The sequence below is a fragment of the Aeribacillus sp. FSL K6-1121 genome (assembly GCF_038003725.1).
GTDB classification, from domain to species: domain Bacteria; phylum Bacillota; class Bacilli; order Bacillales; family Aeribacillaceae; genus Aeribacillus; species Aeribacillus composti.
This window is the reverse complement of sequence record NZ_JBBOPS010000001.1, coordinates 1,790,487-1,806,897: the sequence shown is the minus strand read 5'-3', so window position 1 is coordinate 1,806,897 and position 16,411 is coordinate 1,790,487. Positions and strand designations below refer to the sequence as shown.

Annotated in this window: 13 protein-coding genes; 5 read left to right on the top strand and 8 right to left on the bottom strand. The window is 40.5% G+C overall.

Translation table 11 applies throughout. From position 1 onward, the window contains the following. Positions 1-188 precede the first annotated feature (188 nt). From NSQ61_RS08825 to NSQ61_RS08815, 3 genes are all read right to left on the bottom strand, one after another. Positions 189-2,834 (bottom strand): DUF2309 domain-containing protein, encoded by a 2,646-nt coding sequence (locus NSQ61_RS08825; RefSeq protein ID WP_311067131.1) that lies wholly within the window; start codon positions 2,832-2,834, stop codon positions 189-191. Next, positions 2,827-4,326 (bottom strand): NADH dehydrogenase subunit 5, encoded by a 1,500-nt coding sequence (locus tag NSQ61_RS08820; protein WP_311067333.1) that lies wholly within the window; start codon positions 4,324-4,326, stop codon positions 2,827-2,829. The genes NSQ61_RS08825 and NSQ61_RS08820 overlap by 8 nt, the downstream gene beginning before the upstream one ends. Before the next feature lie 349 nt (positions 4,327-4,675). Further along, positions 4,676-5,044 carry a DUF2294 domain-containing protein gene (locus NSQ61_RS08815; protein ID WP_311067132.1) on the bottom strand — a complete coding sequence of 123 codons (369 nt, stop codon included), beginning with the start codon at positions 5,042-5,044 and terminating at the stop codon, positions 4,676-4,678. Between the two features lie 772 nt (positions 5,045-5,816). Here NSQ61_RS08815 and NSQ61_RS08810 point away from each other — a divergent pair. The 4 genes from NSQ61_RS08810 (at position 5,817) to NSQ61_RS08795 (ending at position 11,925) form a co-directional block, all read left to right on the top strand. Next, positions 5,817-7,172 (top strand): aspartate kinase, encoded by a 1,356-nt coding sequence (locus tag NSQ61_RS08810; RefSeq protein ID WP_311067133.1) that lies wholly within the window; start codon positions 5,817-5,819, stop codon positions 7,170-7,172. 606 nt (positions 7,173-7,778) lie between these two features. Further along, a complete protein-coding gene (locus NSQ61_RS08805) occupies positions 7,779-9,506 on the top strand; it encodes a methyl-accepting chemotaxis protein (protein WP_311067134.1) in 1,728 nt (575 codons plus the stop codon). Positions 9,507-9,716: 210 nt separating this feature from the next. After that, positions 9,717-10,178: a MarR family winged helix-turn-helix transcriptional regulator gene (locus NSQ61_RS08800; protein WP_063389390.1), complete on the top strand. Its 462-nt coding sequence runs from the start codon at positions 9,717-9,719 to the stop codon at positions 10,176-10,178. 94 nt (positions 10,179-10,272) lie between these two features. Next, a complete protein-coding gene (locus NSQ61_RS08795) occupies positions 10,273-11,925 on the top strand; it encodes a bifunctional diguanylate cyclase/phosphodiesterase (RefSeq protein WP_063389389.1) in 1,653 nt (550 codons plus the stop codon). A gap of 132 nt (positions 11,926-12,057) precedes the next feature. On the opposite strand, the gene NSQ61_RS08790 is transcribed toward NSQ61_RS08795, so the two are convergent. Both NSQ61_RS08790 and NSQ61_RS08785 read right to left on the bottom strand, forming a co-directional pair. Next, positions 12,058-12,156 carry a YjcZ family sporulation protein gene (locus NSQ61_RS08790; protein WP_063389388.1) on the bottom strand — a complete coding sequence of 33 codons (99 nt, stop codon included), beginning with the start codon at positions 12,154-12,156 and terminating at the stop codon, positions 12,058-12,060. A 75-nt stretch (positions 12,157-12,231) separates the two neighbouring features. After that, positions 12,232-14,031, bottom strand: coding sequence for a DNA ligase D (locus NSQ61_RS08785; RefSeq protein WP_340806766.1), 1,800 nt, complete (start codon positions 14,029-14,031; stop codon positions 12,232-12,234). Between the two features lie 33 nt (positions 14,032-14,064). On the opposite strand from NSQ61_RS08785, the gene NSQ61_RS08780 reads away from it, so the two are divergent. Then, on the top strand, positions 14,065-14,592 hold the full coding sequence (locus NSQ61_RS08780; protein ID WP_340806764.1) for a D-glycero-alpha-D-manno-heptose-1,7-bisphosphate 7-phosphatase: 528 nt from the start codon (positions 14,065-14,067) through the stop codon (positions 14,590-14,592). Here the strand turns inward: NSQ61_RS08780 and ku are convergent. The 3 genes from ku to NSQ61_RS08765 form a co-directional block, all read right to left on the bottom strand. Further along, positions 14,589-15,431: a non-homologous end joining protein Ku gene (ku, locus tag NSQ61_RS08775; RefSeq protein WP_340806762.1), complete on the bottom strand. Its 843-nt coding sequence runs from the start codon at positions 15,429-15,431 to the stop codon at positions 14,589-14,591. The two genes, NSQ61_RS08780 and ku, sit on opposite strands and share 4 nt — an antisense overlap. 165 nt (positions 15,432-15,596) lie before the next feature. Then, positions 15,597-15,764 (bottom strand): twin-arginine translocase TatA/TatE family subunit, encoded by a 168-nt coding sequence (locus tag NSQ61_RS08770; protein ID WP_063389384.1) that lies wholly within the window; start codon positions 15,762-15,764, stop codon positions 15,597-15,599. A gap of 175 nt (positions 15,765-15,939) precedes the next feature. Beyond that, positions 15,940-16,134, bottom strand: a complete 195-nt coding sequence (locus tag NSQ61_RS08765; protein ID WP_063389383.1) for an alpha/beta-type small acid-soluble spore protein — start codon at positions 16,132-16,134, stop codon at positions 15,940-15,942. Between the last annotated feature and the right edge of the window lie 277 nt (positions 16,135-16,411).

Here is a 16,411-nt window from a genome sequence, read left to right as displayed (position 1 = left end):
CAAAATGAACCTAAAATTTATTTAGAAAAATATGGAAAACTTCTCCGGAGAATTTAAGGAAGAGTGTTCCAATCTGTACTTTTTTCGATCAGGGTTCCTGTACGACAAATATGTCCACTTGATAACCATCTACGGTTTAAAACTGCTTCAGTAGCTTTTAATTCTTGCTACTCCACAAGGGTCACTTTTTAAATTGGCTCGGTATAAAACTCGCCATGAATCCTATCAAACTTCCATTTTAACCAAGCCCCTGTTTCAGGTTCAATGGAAGAAAGACGGAGCCATCCGTTTTTCACTTTTTGACGGAAAAGGGGATTGTCCCGGAGCAGCCGCTCGATATAAAAACGCGGTGCTTCAATGATCATGAGCAAACGAAGGGGGGAATGAAACAGCTCCCTGTCGGAAGAAGCGACCGACTGCCACGGAAGACCGGAAAGCAAGTCGCTCCCATTCCCTTGCATCACCCCGAATCCACCTGTAACCGTCTGCGTCGTTTTGCTGCCGCTTCCGTAATAATGCGGTGCAACGGTTGATGCGTAATATTGCAAATTGATCCATTGCCCGACCGTAGCAGGACCGGAGATGATATTTTCAAGTGCTTCGCCGGATTGGTCTTTTCGCCAGTCATAGCTGTGTAAAAACACTTTCCCGTCTAAATGGCAATGTTTTGTAAGCGTCCTGCGGCCGATAATAAAGGCTGCGTTTCCAGCCAATCCCCATTCAGGACGGATTTCGCTCCAATCGACGGAACGGCGGCTCGCCTCAGTCACCGGATTTTTCGACTTGCCGGTGCAAGGGAGATTCGCCAGCCGTTCGGCGTTTGCTTTCCGTTTCACTTCTTCTAGCTTTCCTTTTAGTAAACGGAGTGACTGCTCTGCCTTTTTCGATAAGGTTGGCAAATCGAGTAAGTAGAGTTCGTCGACCGTTGTGATATGTTCCGCTGCCACAAATACGGTTTCATCTGGAATGAAGATCCCTTCCTTCACCAGTCCTTCTCTTACTTCCTGCAAGTTACATAGGCTTGCAAACACGCGGGCATTAAAAGCTCCGGCTGTTCCGCCGCACGCCCCGCAATCAAGGGAGGAGGCATACGGGTTATTCGTTGTCATACTTTCGTGACCGCAGACAACGACAAGGGGGGCAAAAGACGATGTTAACCCGATATTTGTTAACAATTGTTTTACGTACTGAACTTGTTCTTCTGTTGTAAACCCGATGGGCAAACCGGATGATGAACAAGACACTTCATGATGCAATGACAAGTTTGTCGGCGGCTTCCGTTCAGCTGTTTTTTCAGCTTGCTGGAGAAAATGGCCCGCCCATCTAGGGGCAATGCTTCTGGCGATTGTATGCAAACCAAGCCATGGGCCGCTCATTTCTGGAAGCAATAAACTCGCTAATGCATCTTTTTTCATTTTTTTAAAGGTGCCCCCGATGAACTGAAATACATTGAGCCGGCGACGGTATTTTGCAGCATCATCTTGTGCAGATTCGTAAATTTCATGCTTCGGCTCAATGATCGCAGGACAAGAAGGATGGGTATGGTCGCTGTCAAGTTCACGCGTTCGGATCGGCAAACCGAAAAATCCTGCGCAACCGTACGTTTCAAATGGACCGGATTCCTCTAAATGACGGCGAAAAGGCTCGGAACGGACATCAATGCAGAAAAGAAACTGGACGGCGGCCTGCTCTTTTTGTCCAATGTATGGACGGGATGCAATTTTTTCTTGCAGCCGGGATTCGTACGTCTCTTCCCACGCCTCGAGCCAAAGGTGATAACGATTGATCCGCCAAAACCGGTCGGCAAACAATAAACAGGATGTCATTTCATCCTTCGACAATTGCCTCCACTCATCCACAGATATTCCTCCCCAATGGATCCATGCGGCCAAAAGGGGAAGTAAACTTGAAACGTCAGCCTTTTTCTCCTGTTCCAGCGGCAAGTAAGGGGAGACAAATGCCCATTCTAACGAAAGACGAATGGCCAAATAATCAACTAACAGTTGGAGGCCTTCTCCACTTTGCTGAGAACGCCACTTTAACATGCCGGCCCATCCCGGCAATGCAAGAAGATGCGATTCTAAATAGTCTTTCGCCTTTTCATCGTCTATATCAAGCAGCGACAGCGAAAACAACAGTGCTGTTTCCGCATCTTCCGGCCAGTCAGCTAGGCGTTTTCTCTCATTTTTTGAAAGAGCCGGATCGTTTTGGATAAGTTTTTGCCAAGCAGGATAAAATCCCTGTTCCCGGAAGGGCATTGCCCATGCAGCTTGATTATCATCCAAATATAGTTTGCACCATTTGATCATTTGTTGATCAAGCCGTTCGTCTAGCTTGTAAATGCGGGTACAAATCGGCTTCACCACCGCTGCGTTTGTGGAACCGATCCACTCGGCTATTTCCTCCGCCAGCTCGTTCAGTTCTGATGAATCTAACCATTCATGTGGTACGGTTTCGTTCCACAAAAGTGCATGGCACAACTGTTCCGCTTTGTGGCGATGAACGGGTAGAGACTGCTCGGAAAGCCAGTTCTCCAGCTGTTTTTCAACGAAGGAGGGATTGATCTCGCCTCTAGCGAGAGCTTTGCGTACAACCGCCATTGTCGGATACAGGTGAACATGCTGGGTTTGTTGCAAATGCTCAGCTACTTCGGTAAACGGCATATGTTCAAGTTCCATCCACGGATGCCGTGCAATGAACGTTGAAATCGGCCAAAGGGGAGCAATTGCATCGCATGCCTGTTCCACGAGCTGAAGAATAGAGCGGGACACATCTTTCTTATTTCGTTTACTTTGCTCTTCAGGACGTTCAAGTGAAATCACTGTTTTACTCATGGGTCATCTCCTCCTTCATATATGCATGCAAATAAAGGGGATGCCGTTCAACCGCAGACAGACTGGGCTCGCCAAAATGAACAAGCCGCATATAAAATCGGGCAGCAATACCGGAAGAACGTTGTTTAAAGAGCTGTGCCAACGCCAATGCGGAAACAATAAACAAAATGAAAGTAAGCCATTCAAGGACAAGCGGAGGTGCAAAGTGAGAAGCCTCTGCTTTATGCAGCATGGCCATTAGTCCGCTGCGCACTTCTTCTGAAATAAATGCCAGTATCGCTGCTAGTGCCAACCCAAGCCATCGACCTTCTCGGAAAAGCGCAAATCTGCTCCATGCAATCGTCATGGACGAACCAAGGAGCAAAGCGCTCAATAGGCGCGCCGGCTCTTCCGGCGAAACGGCCCAGAAGCCGAATCCAAGTGCCAAGCCAAGCATCGTGCCGACAAACCTATGTCCTTTTTTGTGCACCAATGTTCGTGCCGAATGTCCCGGACGGGGAACAGCCGATCCGGACTGTAAAAATAAAGTCGCTTTAAATAAGCCGTGCAAAATAAGATGAATGACTGCCGCCTCGTAAGCGCCTAATGCACATTGAATAAGCATCATACCCATTTGTGCCATCGTTGAGGCGACTAGTTGCCGTTTATAATCTACTTGAACGAAACTGACGCCGGTACCGATCATGACGGAAATAAACGCGATTAGAAGAAGGAGAGCGTGTGTGACTGCATCCGTAAACAACGGTGAGAAATGCCAAAGCAAAAGTCCTCCGGCATTGACAAGACCGGCGTGCATCACAGCCGAAACCGGCGTCGGCGTTACCGCAGATTCAAGCAGCCAACGGTGGAAAGGCCATTGCCCGGCAGGAATGATGGCCGCCAAAATAAGCAGCAAGCTTATTCCGGCTGTCTCCCACCATTTAAGATGAGACAACTTATCCGTTGATAAAGCGCCCGATAACTTCCACTCCCCAGTCGCATGAAACAGCCAGACAGACACTGCACATACCGCAAGGGAAGAAACAAAAAACATTGTTCCCATTTGCACCGCTTCAGCTTTTGCCGGCCGCCATTCTTTTTTTAAAGCCGTCAAAAAGACAAGACCGAAAAGAGGCATCGCCCAGCAAATGCTAAACAGGCGTAGATCATCAGTCATCCAAGTGCTGGCGGAAGAGCCGGTTGTCCATGTCAAGAATAGAAAATATAGCCGGTAGACTCGATCCCCATGCAAATATCGAATGGAAAACCGCTGGATGATAAAGCCGAGTGTTGAAATATAGACCGCCATCATCCAGCTAATCGTGTCGAGCCGCCATGGTCCGGCTTTTATTTCCGCGCCAGAATAAATCCACCCGAAGAATGCCGAAGCAATCGGCAAAAGAAGCAGGCCGACGTGAACATGTACATACCAGTCGGGCACACGAGGATGCAGATAAATCAATGCGCTTATGAGCACGATCATCAATGCTGCCAGCCATCCGAAAACCAACATTTCTTGCAAATTTCGTTCCTCCTCTGGTGTGACCTTTTTGAAAGAAAAAAACCGGCTATGTCATTCTAAGCAAAACAGCCTTTTTTAAGAAAATGACTGTCTTTTGCCTAAAAATGACGATAGCCGGTTTACCTTAAACCAATTTCGATTGGCTTAGATCTCCCGTTTCAGTTTTCCCATTGTCGGTTTACCTTCAACGAACCTACTAATAGATTCCGTAGGTTTTTTGAAGGTCTGCCGACTTTGGCAATTCTCTCGTATTTTTTCAAAAAAAGTTGTTTTCATTATACATCATCGTTTTCAAGATTGCACGTATTTTTTTAGAGATTTATAGAAAAAGCGTTTACGTTTATTTAAGGAGTTTCTTTTCCAAATTTTGAAACAATTTAAACACCATAATTCGCTCCCCGGTTTGAGTACTAAGGTCCGTATGGAAACTTTTTACTTGCTCTTCTGTAATTTGAAAAATCATCTCTTTCAGCTCATCAACCCCGGATTCGACTAAACTGGAGCGGATTTGTTTCACAGACAACATCCCTTCTTTAGACTCACAGAGGGCATATTCAGCAGGGGTTAGAATACCTTGCAGCGATACAATAATCATATCCCGCAAAATATCCGTTTTGACGGACACAGATCCGCGTCCAAGAAAATCTTTTTCCCATTTTGTTAATGCTTTGCTGATTTCAGCCTCGATACTGCCTTTCGATTGATTCATGATGTTTCACCTCTCTAACAGGTACATGACAAGGAATTAAAGTTCGAAAATGATAAAACGACTGATACATTCGTATTCCCTTTTTTGATCAATAATCATTATTATAATCATTATCGGCTTTGGCTGCTAGAAAAAAATCATTCTTTGTTTGAATCAATCATTTTGAAATGGCAATTCCATCATCAATTTAGGAATCCAAAAGAGATTGTAAAGCATGGATAAGAACACCGTTTACCCGAGGCCCAGTCGTCACTCATCTTTTAAGGTTTCTAGAGCGTAAAAGGGAGCACGTCCCCAGTTGTCGAAAAAAGCAGTAGCCATTAACCATCGAACGATAACAATTTTCAACATCCGAGATGTAACCTGTTCAGCGTTTTATCATTGACAAAGATTCAGGTTTTCGCTGCTAAAAAATATCGGAAAATGTTCCAACCAAACAAAGCTGTACGGCGAGATGTATTCTTTGAGCGCTAAAACAGCGTATTTCAACCATAAAGGATCTGGTGAAACGATTGAAACATGATCTAATTTTTCTTCTTGGGTGATATACTAGAAGATATGAAAGACTTGATTCTTCTTCAAGTCATAGAAGAAGGTTGTTGATGAGGAAAACGCACCGTGAACGCAACTAATTAAAAACCGAGAGTTTAGCTGTAATGATCATTTAGGCACTGAAAAAACTATTGCAACAATCAGCATGAAAAGAGATAATAAGATTTATATGGAATTTTATAAAATATTGCTAAAATTATTGGTAGGGGATGTAGTAAATATGAAAGTTGTAAAGTTTGGTGGAACGTCCGTTGCATCTGGGCAACAAATTCAAAAAGTGTTCGATATCGTCACATCTGATCCAAAAAGAAAAATTGTCGTTGTTTCGGCTCCTGGCAAAAGATTTAAAGAAGATGTGAAAGTGACCGACTTATTAATAAAGTGCGGGGAAGAATATTTGAACAATGGCAGCGCAAAGGAAACATATGAAGCTGTTGTGAACAGATATGCTGAAATTGCTAAAGAATTAGGATTATCTAATGATATTATTGATCGAATTTCAGCTGATTTGCAAGAAATTTTACATGGGGACAAATCAAATCCTGCCCGTTTTATGGATGCGGTGAAGGCCAGCGGTGAAGATAATAATGCAAAACTGATCACTGCGTATTTTCAATCGCGCGGTGTTGAAGCCCATTATGTGAATCCTAAAGAAGCAGGGCTTATTGTGAGCGATGAACCCGGCAATGCACAAGTACTGCCGGAAGCCTATGAAAATTTAAAAAAGCTGCGTGATCGCTCAGGAATTCTAATTTTCCCTGGATTTTTCGGTTATTCAAAAGACGGTAAGCTCGTTACCTTTTCTCGTGGCGGTTCTGATATAACAGGTTCGATTTTGGCAAACGGAGTCGGAGCGGAAATATATGAAAACTTTACGGATGTAGATGCGGTCTATTCCGTAAATCCTAATTTTGTTGAAAATCCGAAAGAAATTCGGGAGCTTACATATAAAGAAATGCGTGAGTTATCTTACGCAGGCTTTGCAGTATTCCATGACGAAGCACTTATTCCGGCATTCCGTGCAGGAATCCCGGTAAATATTAAAAACACCAATAATCCATCTGCACTTGGTACAAAAATTGTGCATGAACGAACGAATTCTAACGGTCCTGTCGTAGGTATCGCTAGTGATACCGGTTTTTGCAGCATTTATGTCAATAAATATTTAATGAACAGAGAAATCGGTTTTGGCCGAAGATTGTTGCAAATTTTAGAAGATTTTGGGCTGTCATATGAACATACACCTTCTGGAATTGATGACATTTCTGTCATTTTGCGCCAGGATCAGTTTGATTCGGAAACAGAACGGAAAGTTGTAGAGCGGATCAAAAAGGAACTGGAAGTCGATAATATAGAAGTTGCTTATGATTTAGCGGTAATCATGATTGTTGGCGAAGGAATGCGGAAAAATGTCGGGACGATGGCCCGAGCTGCAACAGCACTTGCTAAAAGCGGAGTGAACCTCGAAATGATTAATCAAGGTTCATCAGAAGTGAGCATGATGTTTGGCGTAAAAGGAACGGATGAAAAGAAAGCCGTACAAGCGTTATATGAGGAGTTTTTTGGGACAACATAACTTAATCAAAATTGTCCACTCGCCTGCAGACAAATTGGATTTTTTGTCTGCAGGCTGTTTTTATGTTGGAAAAGATGCGAAATGCTCAATATTTAAGGTGATCTGGGACTGTTTTCCTAATGAAGGAGCGTTTTTTCTTTGATAATAGCAAGTTCATGCCTCCGTTCCAATTGCATAAATCATGACCTTAAAATGGGCGGTTCATTTTTTGAAAACATATGGCGATTTTATGTCTGCGATTTCACACTGATTAAAAAAGGGATTGTGTGAACGGTGAGTGAGGCGGTCAAGCAACACTGCTGTCATCCTCTCGTCCCCAATAATGCTTGCAAAATTCAAAATTAGTCGTAAGATAATACTGGTTTGTTGTAAAAAGGGAAATAGAAAAGAGCCGCGTTGTTTCTTCTTTGGTAGGATAAACAATAGACAAACAAATTTTGGCAGAAAAAGTTATTGATGTCACCTTAAACGGATCCTATACCTCCTAAAAGCTAGTTGTTAGAAGCATTGTATATGAAACTGGGTCTATTTTACTATTCTATAAAAATGATGAATTTTGCACCGATATAAATAAAAAAGGGGTTTGGGAAGGGGATCGTAGATCATATGAAAAAGAATAAAACAGTGACAAGGATCACTACTTCCAAAAAGCAAGGCGGATTGAGAAGAAGGCTGCTCAGAAGCTTTGGAATATTAATGCTGCTAACATGTTTAATGGCCGTTATTAATTTTGGGGTAATAAAAAATTTAACAAATCATACGGAAAGCATCATGAAGGAAGATGTAGAAGGACTGATCCAAAACGAGAAAATGCGATACAATATTGCAGAACGCATTTCATTAATAAACCAGTTTCTTCTATATGGGGACCGAGACATTCGTCAAAAATACGAAGAATTGGCAAAACAGAGCAGCGAGATTCAAAAGCAGTTATTGAAATTGAATTCTTCACAGCAAATGAAGGATTTAGTTGCGAAATGCCACCAATGGGAATTGCTTGTCCGACACGAGGTTTTATTCGACTATGATATGGGGAAAAAGAATGATGCTTTAAAGCAAATGAAAGAAAGTGTACAACCGCTTGGGGAAACGATTATTCAAGAATTTGAAAAAGTGACGTCAGATCGACAAAACGATGTAATCAAAAGCGGAAATAATATGATTCAACTTAGCAATCTATCTATCATCATCATATTAGCTGTTTTGGCCTCCATACTTTTAATCGGTTTCATCATGTCCTTTAAAATGGCTCGTTCCATTACAAATCCTTTGATCAAAATCGCCGGCCAAATGGAGCAAATATCTAAGGGAAATCTAATATTGGAACCGTTATCAATAAAGTCGAAGGATGAAATCGGCGAATTGATGGAAGCTGTCAACGAAATGGGGAATCAGCTTCGAAAGATCGTGCAAGACATTCATCATGCTTCAGATACTATGTCAAAACAAAGCAGCGATTTGCTTTCTTCCTCTAAAGAGCTAAAAGAAGGAAGCAACCAAATCGCTGCGACGATGCAAGAGCTGTCGGCTGGAGCAGAATCGCAAGCTAATTCTGCCTCAGAGCTTTCTGAAGCAATGGGTATGTACATGGATAAGATTTATCAAATACATAGGAATGGAAAAGAAATGTTTGATAAATCGAGAGAAGTGCTGGAGTTGACGGACAATGGCAGCAAGCTGATGAATCAATCGAAAAAACTTTTTGATTATATGTTTACAGGCATGCAAAGCAATATGAAAAAAATTAAAAAACTTGATGAACGCTCAAAACAAATTTCCAAACTCGTTGAAGTTATTCAATCTATAGCTGATCAAACAAATTTGCTCGCGCTAAATGCAGCGATTGAAGCGGCTCGAGCGGGGGAACATGGAAAAGGATTTGCAGTAGTTGCAGACGAGGTCAGAAAATTGGCTGAACAAGTTTCCAGTTCCGTTGTGGATATTCAAAAAATCGTGGAAGAAGTCCATAGCGAGACGAATAAAGTGACGAAAAGCTTTGAATTAGGATTTCAACAAGTAGAATCGGGAATGGATTCAATGAACGAAACGAGTGCCGCATTTCAACAAATTAAAGAAACGATTAAAGAAATTTCCGAAAGAATCAACAATGCTCAAAATGATTTAACTGACATGTTATCAACGAGCGAATCGATTAATGATTCGATTTCCAACATCGCATCGATTTCGGAAGAGGCGGCTGCAGGTATTGAACAAACATCAGCTTCAGCAGCAACGGCAAATGGATCAGCGGCAACCATTGCTTCACATGCCGAATCCATGTCAAATCTGGCTGGAGATTTGCAATCTTTAGTGAAAAGGTTTCAAGTTCAATAATCAATTTTTACGAACCGTATGACAAAATAAAAGGATGAATGGACTGTAAAGCGTGCAAGCATCTTGCTGCACGCTTTTATTTTTTTCGATAAGAAAAGATTTTGACTGACTGTTTGGTAGAGCACACTTTTAAAATGACAGCGTTTACATAAACTGTTTTTTCCATTAAAATGAGCATTATAAAATAAAAAAAGGAAAAGGGGATTGGAAATGTTTTTTTCCTATACTCAAGAAGAAATGGAGAGGGCTTTAAACTTGTTTCATACGCTTGCAAAAGCGTATAAAAACGTTTCGGATCACGCCAATCGAGACAGCAAGGAGCATGGTTTGAATCCAACCGAATATGCTGTATTGGAGCTTCTGTACATAAAGGGTCCGCAAAAACTTCAGCAAATCGGGTCAAAACTATTGCTTGTCAGCGGTAATGTAACTTATGTTATTGACAAGCTTGAAAAAAACGGATGGATTTATCGGGAAAAAAATCCGAAAGATAAACGGTCAGTTTATGCAAATTTATCGGAGAAGGGGCGCCAATATTTTGATGAAATATATCCGATCCGCGCCTTAAGGATGGCGAGAGTTTTTTCCGGCCTATCCGAAGAAGAACAAGTGCAATTGATCGAACTGTTAAAAAAAGCTGCAGACTCCAGCAATAGTGTGCTGTTTCGATAATTTTTATGAATGAAATTCTATGTAATTATTGAATAAAGCTATGTTTATACCGATATAAAAAATGAGAACCCATAGTTGAGGAAGTGTTAAAATAATGGATCGCCTTTTTCAACAATTTTATGACCTCATTTTTCAATTTCACCCTGATATGATCGTTTTTTGTGATCCAAGCGGATTGGTCAAGGAAGGCAACCGAATGGCTGCGCATTTTTTGCAAAAGAAAGGTTCGATTTATCATTTTTTTCATACTTCATCCAGAAAAGAGATTCAGCATCTTTTTGAACAGGTGAGGATAACCGGCGAACCTGCAACTTTTGAGGCAGTTGTTGAGGAAACGCCTTCGTCCATCTTATGCCTTCCTTTATATAGCAATAATTTTTTTTATGGTTATGCGCTGATTATAAGAGATATTTCAAAAGTAAAGGAAGCGGATGAGAAGATTCAATATTTAACGCAATTTGACGATTTGACAAAGCTGCCAAATGAACAAGCTACTTTCAACCGTTTAGAGTATTTATGCCAAACAGAAAAAAATCCTGCTGCAGTTGTGAAGTTTCAAATTAATCGCTATAAATACATAAACGAAATTTTTGGGAAAGATATTAGTAATGAAGTGATTAAGTCATTTGCAAGGCAGTTAAGAAATATTTTTCCCGATACATACTTTATAGGTCGTCTGTCAAATGACGAGTTTTTAGTTATTGTTTACAATGTTGTAAATAAAGATGAGATGATTCGTGATATTGTGCATCGTATCAATAAGCTGGAAGATATACTTGTCATCAACGATTTGGAAATTTATTACGATTATAGCATTGGCATCGTGTTTTACCCGGTTCATGGAAGAACGCCGAAAACTTTAATTAAAAATAGTGAAATTGCTATCAAAATGGGGAAAGAAAAAAACGAGCGCATTGCCCAATTTAATAATCATAACAGCAAATCGATCGAACGAAGAATTTTTATAGAAAATGAGCTTTACAAAGCTGTGAAAAAAAGAGATTTATGTTTATATTATCAACCGATCGTCGATACAAAAGAAAAAAAAATTACCGGCTTTGAAGTGCTGCTCAGATGGAAACATAAAGAGCTTGGGATGATTCCCCCTTCAGAATTTATACCGATTGCGGAAGATACAGGGCTTATCGTAGAAATCGGCAAATGGAGCATGGAAAAAGCTTGCCAGCAATTAAAGGAATGGAGAGATAAGGGCTTCCGTGACTTGAAAATCAGTGTCAATTTATCTATTAAACAATTTTACCAGCATGATGTTGTGAAAATGATTACGGATTACTTGACGATGTATGAAATTCCGCCTGAATGCTTTGAGCTTGAATTTACCGAAACCGTCCCAATGTACAATTTTGAATGGTTTTTGGAAATCATCCGCAAGTTAAAGAAACTAAATATAGGTTTGAGCATCGATGATTTCGGAACAGGCTATAGTTCGCTCAGCTATTTAACGAAGCTGAAGCTGGATAAAATTAAAATTGACCGTTCTTTTATTCAAAACATTTATTTAGAGCACGACCACAATGTCGTTGTAAAAACGATCATTGCTCTAGCGCAAAATTTGAAGCTTTCCATCGTAGCGGAAGGCGTCGAAAAAAAAGAACAAGTATTTTTTCTGAATCGCCACCATTGTTTTCAAATGCAAGGTTTTTATTTCAGCAAGCCTGTTTCATCTGATGAAGCATTCCAACTTTTGCAAAATTGGCCTGAAAAGAAAAAGCAATTGTTCATTTGAAAATCTTGATCGTCGGATTTCGATTGATTGCTCTTAAAAAACATTCTGCTTTTAACAGGTGAAACCGGCAATTTTGCCGGTTTCAACGAACGAATTAGCTCTGGCTTTTTTGAAAAAGCCGAAATGTAATATTTACCATCCCCACCAAGATGCTCCGACAATAATGAGAAGAATGAACAGAACGACGATTAACGCAAAGCCTCCGCCGTATCCTCCAGATACTCCAGACATATGAAAACCTCCTTGTGAAATGTTTTATTTCAGTTATAAACTATGCTGAAGAAGCTCAAGTTGTATAGGCGGTTTTCATAATAAATGCTCGACGATGGCTTTAATTTTTTCATGCTGATCGATGGAAAAATAATGTTTCATTGGACAAATACCTGATTTTACCCTGTTGATGCAGTAGTCCATTGTAAAAGATTCGGCATCAAGCTGTTCATTGACTTCATTCCAATGAAGCGGAGCGGCAACCGTTCCATTTTCGACTCCTCTGACGGAATAAGGTGAAATGATCGTTTTTCCCTCTGCATGCTGTAAAAAGTCAATATAAAGGCGGCTGCCCCGTTTTTTCTTCAAGCGTTCAATCGTAAATTCGTTCGGATGCTGTTCGGCTAAATAATTAGCGAAAAAAGACGTAAACCGCCTCGTTTCCTCATATGAGAAAATATTGGTGCCGATCGGAATATGAACTTGAATTCCTTTGTTTCCGGAAAGCTTTGGAAAGGAGGCAATCTCAAACCGATCTAAACATTCCTTCAGCTTGTTTGCAGCATAGATAGCCAAATGAAATTCGTTTTTTGACGGCGGATCTAAATCAAATACAATTTCCGCCGGCTGTTTTTCCTTCCACGTATTAAAGGGGATATGAAATTCAATTGCGAGCTGGTTGCCAAGCCACATAAGCGTTTTTTTATCATTGCAAATGATATAATGAATCCCGTCGATTGTTTTTGTCTGAATAAATTCCGGGGCATAATCAGGACAATTTTTTTGAAAAAATGCTTCTCCCAACAAACCGTGCGGATAGCGGATCACCGTTAAGGGGCGGTCTTTTAAAAATGGAAGCATATAATCGGATATTTCCAATAAATAAAGCAAAAAATCTTGTTTTTGTATATCATATTTCGGCCAAAGAGGTTTTTCAATATGTGTGACAGCCACATCTTTGACATTGGCTTCAGCCATTTTCAGCTGCAAAAAAGTGCAGTCTGTCCAATCATGTTCCAATGCAAAGGAATGGAAAGAAGGTTCTCTTAAACTGCCGCTGTCAATGGAAAGAAACCGTACTTTCATGCAAATGGCCGGCTCTATAGTATATAGGTGGTTTTCCTTTTTTCCTTTCTTTTTTATAATCTCCAACAACGCTTGTTTTTGGTTGTCAGGCATACCGTGAGAAAAAACGCCGGCTTGCACAATTGCTCCTTTATGATGAACAGAAATATGTATGTAGCCGTTGTTTGAATCAAATCCAGTGACAAAAAAGAGCGCTTCTTTAAAGTTTTTGATTTTCAGCCATTGTGATGTTCTTTTCTTGTTCTCATATGTGCTTAACATATGTTTGCAAACAACGCCTTCTCCTTCATGCTGGACAATTTTTTCCCATAATTGGGAAAACTGATGATATGCTTGAATCATTTGGATCGGGATCGGATTCTCTGGACTAACATGCAGCGGTAAACCGAGTTGTTGAAATACGGAGGATAGTAGTTCTTTTCGGTTGGAAAGGGGTTTTTTTGTTATAACCTCTCCTTGCAGCAAAAGTATATCGAAAACGAGAAGCTGATATGCTTCGGTCGTTTCATCGCTTTTTCTTTTCCATTTTCTTTTTAAAGAGGCAACATCAGCGGAAAAAGCTGTTTTGAGCATAACAAGCTCTCCGTCCAAAACAAGCGGAAAAAAAGGACGCCATTTTTCTATTTGTCTTTCGATAAAATGTTTAATTTCCGGGAACGATGGGGATAAATCGTTTCCATTTCGGCTCATGAGAGAAATACGGTCTTCGTCAGCTTGCAATATCGCGCGAAAACCATCATATTTTGGCTCATATAGCCATTGCTCCCCTTCCGGAATATGGAAAGATAATGTCGGCATCATCGGTTGCATAGTGTTCACCCTTAAAGATTGGAGGATAGATTTGTGAAAAATGCAGTTTTTTTAGACAGAGACGGCGTTGTAAATGAAGTGATGACCAATCGTGTCCGTTTCGTAAATAAGCCTGAAGATTTTTATTTGTTAAAAGGAGCAGCTGAAGCTGTTGCGCTTTTGAACAGATCCAATTTTGACGTTTTCGTTGTCACAAATCAGGGCGGAATCGGATTAGGATACATGTCAGAAAAAATGCTCCACAAAATCCATGAAAAAATGGTTCGTGAAATTGAAAAAAAAGGCGGAACGATTAAAGAGGTTGCCTATTGTCCCCACGCACCTAAAGAAGGCTGCGACTGCCGTAAGCCGGAGCCAAAGATGATTGTTGATTTGGCAAAGAAATATAACATCAATATAGAGAACAGTTATATGATTGGCGATCGTGAAGTAGATATCGCTGCCGGAAAGGCTGCAGGAGCTAAAACGATATTAGTAGGCAGCCGCCATCAAGAAAAAATAGCTGATTTTCATTTTCCGGATTTGCTGTCGGCCGCCCGCTTTATTGTCCGGCAAAGCTAAGCTTTTTTGCGGGTCGTTTTCGTTTTTTTGCCTGCTGCTCCGCTTTTTTCTTCTCCCTTTTTATTTAATGATTTTGAGCGTTCGATGCTTGCCTCAAGCGCACTCATTAAATCGACTACGTTCTTTTTTGGAGACGGTTCAGCCGTTTTTGTTTCGTTTTGCTGTACTTTTTCTTCAATTTTTTCTTGAATCCGCAAACGGTATTCATCTTGATATTTCTCCGGTTGGAACGTTGTTGTCAGCTGATCGATAAGCAGCATGGCAGCGTCCAGCTCTTTTTTTTCAATATTGGTATTTTGAGGAATCCCGGGAACGTCACGGGCGTTTCGCACTTCATCTGGATAATGAATCGTTTCCATTAAAATGACGTCCTCATATGTCCGGATGACAGCCAATTGTTGTTTAGAGCGCATTGAAATCTTTCCAATTCCAATCTTCCCTGATTGTTTCAATGCTTCACGAAGCAATGCATACACTTTTTGTCCGTTTTCGCCTGGACCGATATAATATGACCGGTTAAAATAAATCGGATCAATTTCCGGCAAATTCACGAAATCGACGATTTCAACCGTTTTGTCTTCATTTTCTTCCTTCAGAGCTGCTAATTCCTCATCTGTTAAAATAATGAATTTGCCTTGTACATATTCGAACCCTTTCACAATGTCATCGTTGCCAACTTCTTCGTCGCAGTTTGGACAACGTTTTGCGTATTGAATTGGGGTATGGCATTTTTTGTGAAGCTGACGAAATTTCATATCCTTGTCTTCTGTAGCAGAAAACAGTTTGACCGGGATGTTGACGAGCCCGAAGGATATGGAACCTTTCCACATTGTATGCATATTCATTCCGCCTTTCCGTAAGTTACCTTTTCTTTCTCTTTATTTTTTGCGAAAGGATCAGAATGATTTGTGTTAAAAAATGTAAGTTAAATACTCGAAAAACGGTTCATACAAATTCCGAAAAAAGAAAAAATCGGCAATTTGCCGATTTTACGGTTGAACCAATTATTTTTTTTCATTTTTTTCTTCTTCGTCAAGAATTCCTTTTGTAGCCAGCTTGAATTCCCGCAGCGTTTTTCCTGCTGCTTTTCCAAGCTCCGGAAGCTTGCTCGGTCCAAAAAGCAAAAGTGCAACGAAAATGATTAAAATAAATTCTGTCCAACCAATTCCCATGTTCTATCCCTCCTAAAAAATGTTCCATTTCATGCCGTTATGCAATCGGAACATGAACAAATAAAACTTATGAAACATCATCCAACATCATTTTACCCTAAACAATATGAAAAATGAAGCATTTGGACGAACATGGGAAAGGATAAAATGTTTGTATTATTTACAAAAGTCTATTTTAAGGCTGTTTTCCGCTAAAATCAGCCTGAGCTTGTGCAATTAAACGCTTTGTCATTTCTCCTCCAACAGATCCGTTTGCGCGTGAGGTAGTATTTGAACCAAGGTGGACACCAAACTCTTGCGCGATTTCCATTTTAAATTGTTCAAGAGCTTGTTCAACTCCTGGAACAATTAATTGATTTCGCCTTGCCATTCGAATTCAACTCCTTTTTGCCTGTTTACGCATAGTTTGCAAAAAAGAAGTGATCTGATGTGTGGAACTTGTTGGTTAAAAATAAACAATGTAGTTGACCGTAAAATGTTGATATTGGTATGAATTTACCAGCATATAAAAGGAAATGTAAGAAAACTATATAAAAAAACTATTCAGTACAAACTGATAATTAAATATAAGAGATATCCGCTATATACCGCGTTTGTGTCCATCAAGAAAAATTAGTTATACTTATAAAGCAACGAATCGTTCGGGT

Coding starts and splice junctions, on each gene's coding strand:
- NSQ61_RS08770 (WP_063389384.1), bottom strand. CDS start 15,764: ATGGGAATTGGTTGGACAGAATTTATTTTAATCATTTTCGTTGCACTT.
- NSQ61_RS08825 (WP_311067131.1), bottom strand. CDS start 2,834: ATGAGTAAAACAGTGATTTCACTTGAACGTCCTGAAGAGCAAAGTAAA.
- NSQ61_RS08795 (WP_063389389.1), top strand. CDS start 10,273: ATGGATCGCCTTTTTCAACAATTTTATGACCTCATTTTTCAATTTCAC.
- NSQ61_RS08765 (WP_063389383.1), bottom strand. CDS start 16,134: ATGGCAAGGCGAAATCAATTAATTGTTCCAGGAGTTGAACAAGCTCTT.
- NSQ61_RS08815 (WP_311067132.1), bottom strand. CDS start 5,044: ATGAATCAATCGAAAGGCAGTATCGAGGCTGAAATCAGCAAAGCATTA.
- NSQ61_RS08790 (WP_063389388.1), bottom strand. CDS start 12,156: ATGTCTGGAGTATCTGGAGGATACGGCGGAGGCTTTGCGTTAATCGTC.
- NSQ61_RS08785 (WP_340806766.1), bottom strand. CDS start 14,031: ATGCAACCGATGATGCCGACATTATCTTTCCATATTCCGGAAGGGGAG.
- NSQ61_RS08820 (WP_311067333.1), bottom strand. CDS start 4,326: ATGTTGGTTTTCGGATGGCTGGCAGCATTGATGATCGTGCTCATAAGC.
- NSQ61_RS08810 (WP_311067133.1), top strand. CDS start 5,817: ATGAAAGTTGTAAAGTTTGGTGGAACGTCCGTTGCATCTGGGCAACAA.
- ku (WP_340806762.1), bottom strand. CDS start 15,431: ATGCATACAATGTGGAAAGGTTCCATATCCTTCGGGCTCGTCAACATC.
- NSQ61_RS08800 (WP_063389390.1), top strand. CDS start 9,717: ATGTTTTTTTCCTATACTCAAGAAGAAATGGAGAGGGCTTTAAACTTG.
- NSQ61_RS08805 (WP_311067134.1), top strand. CDS start 7,779: ATGAAAAAGAATAAAACAGTGACAAGGATCACTACTTCCAAAAAGCAA.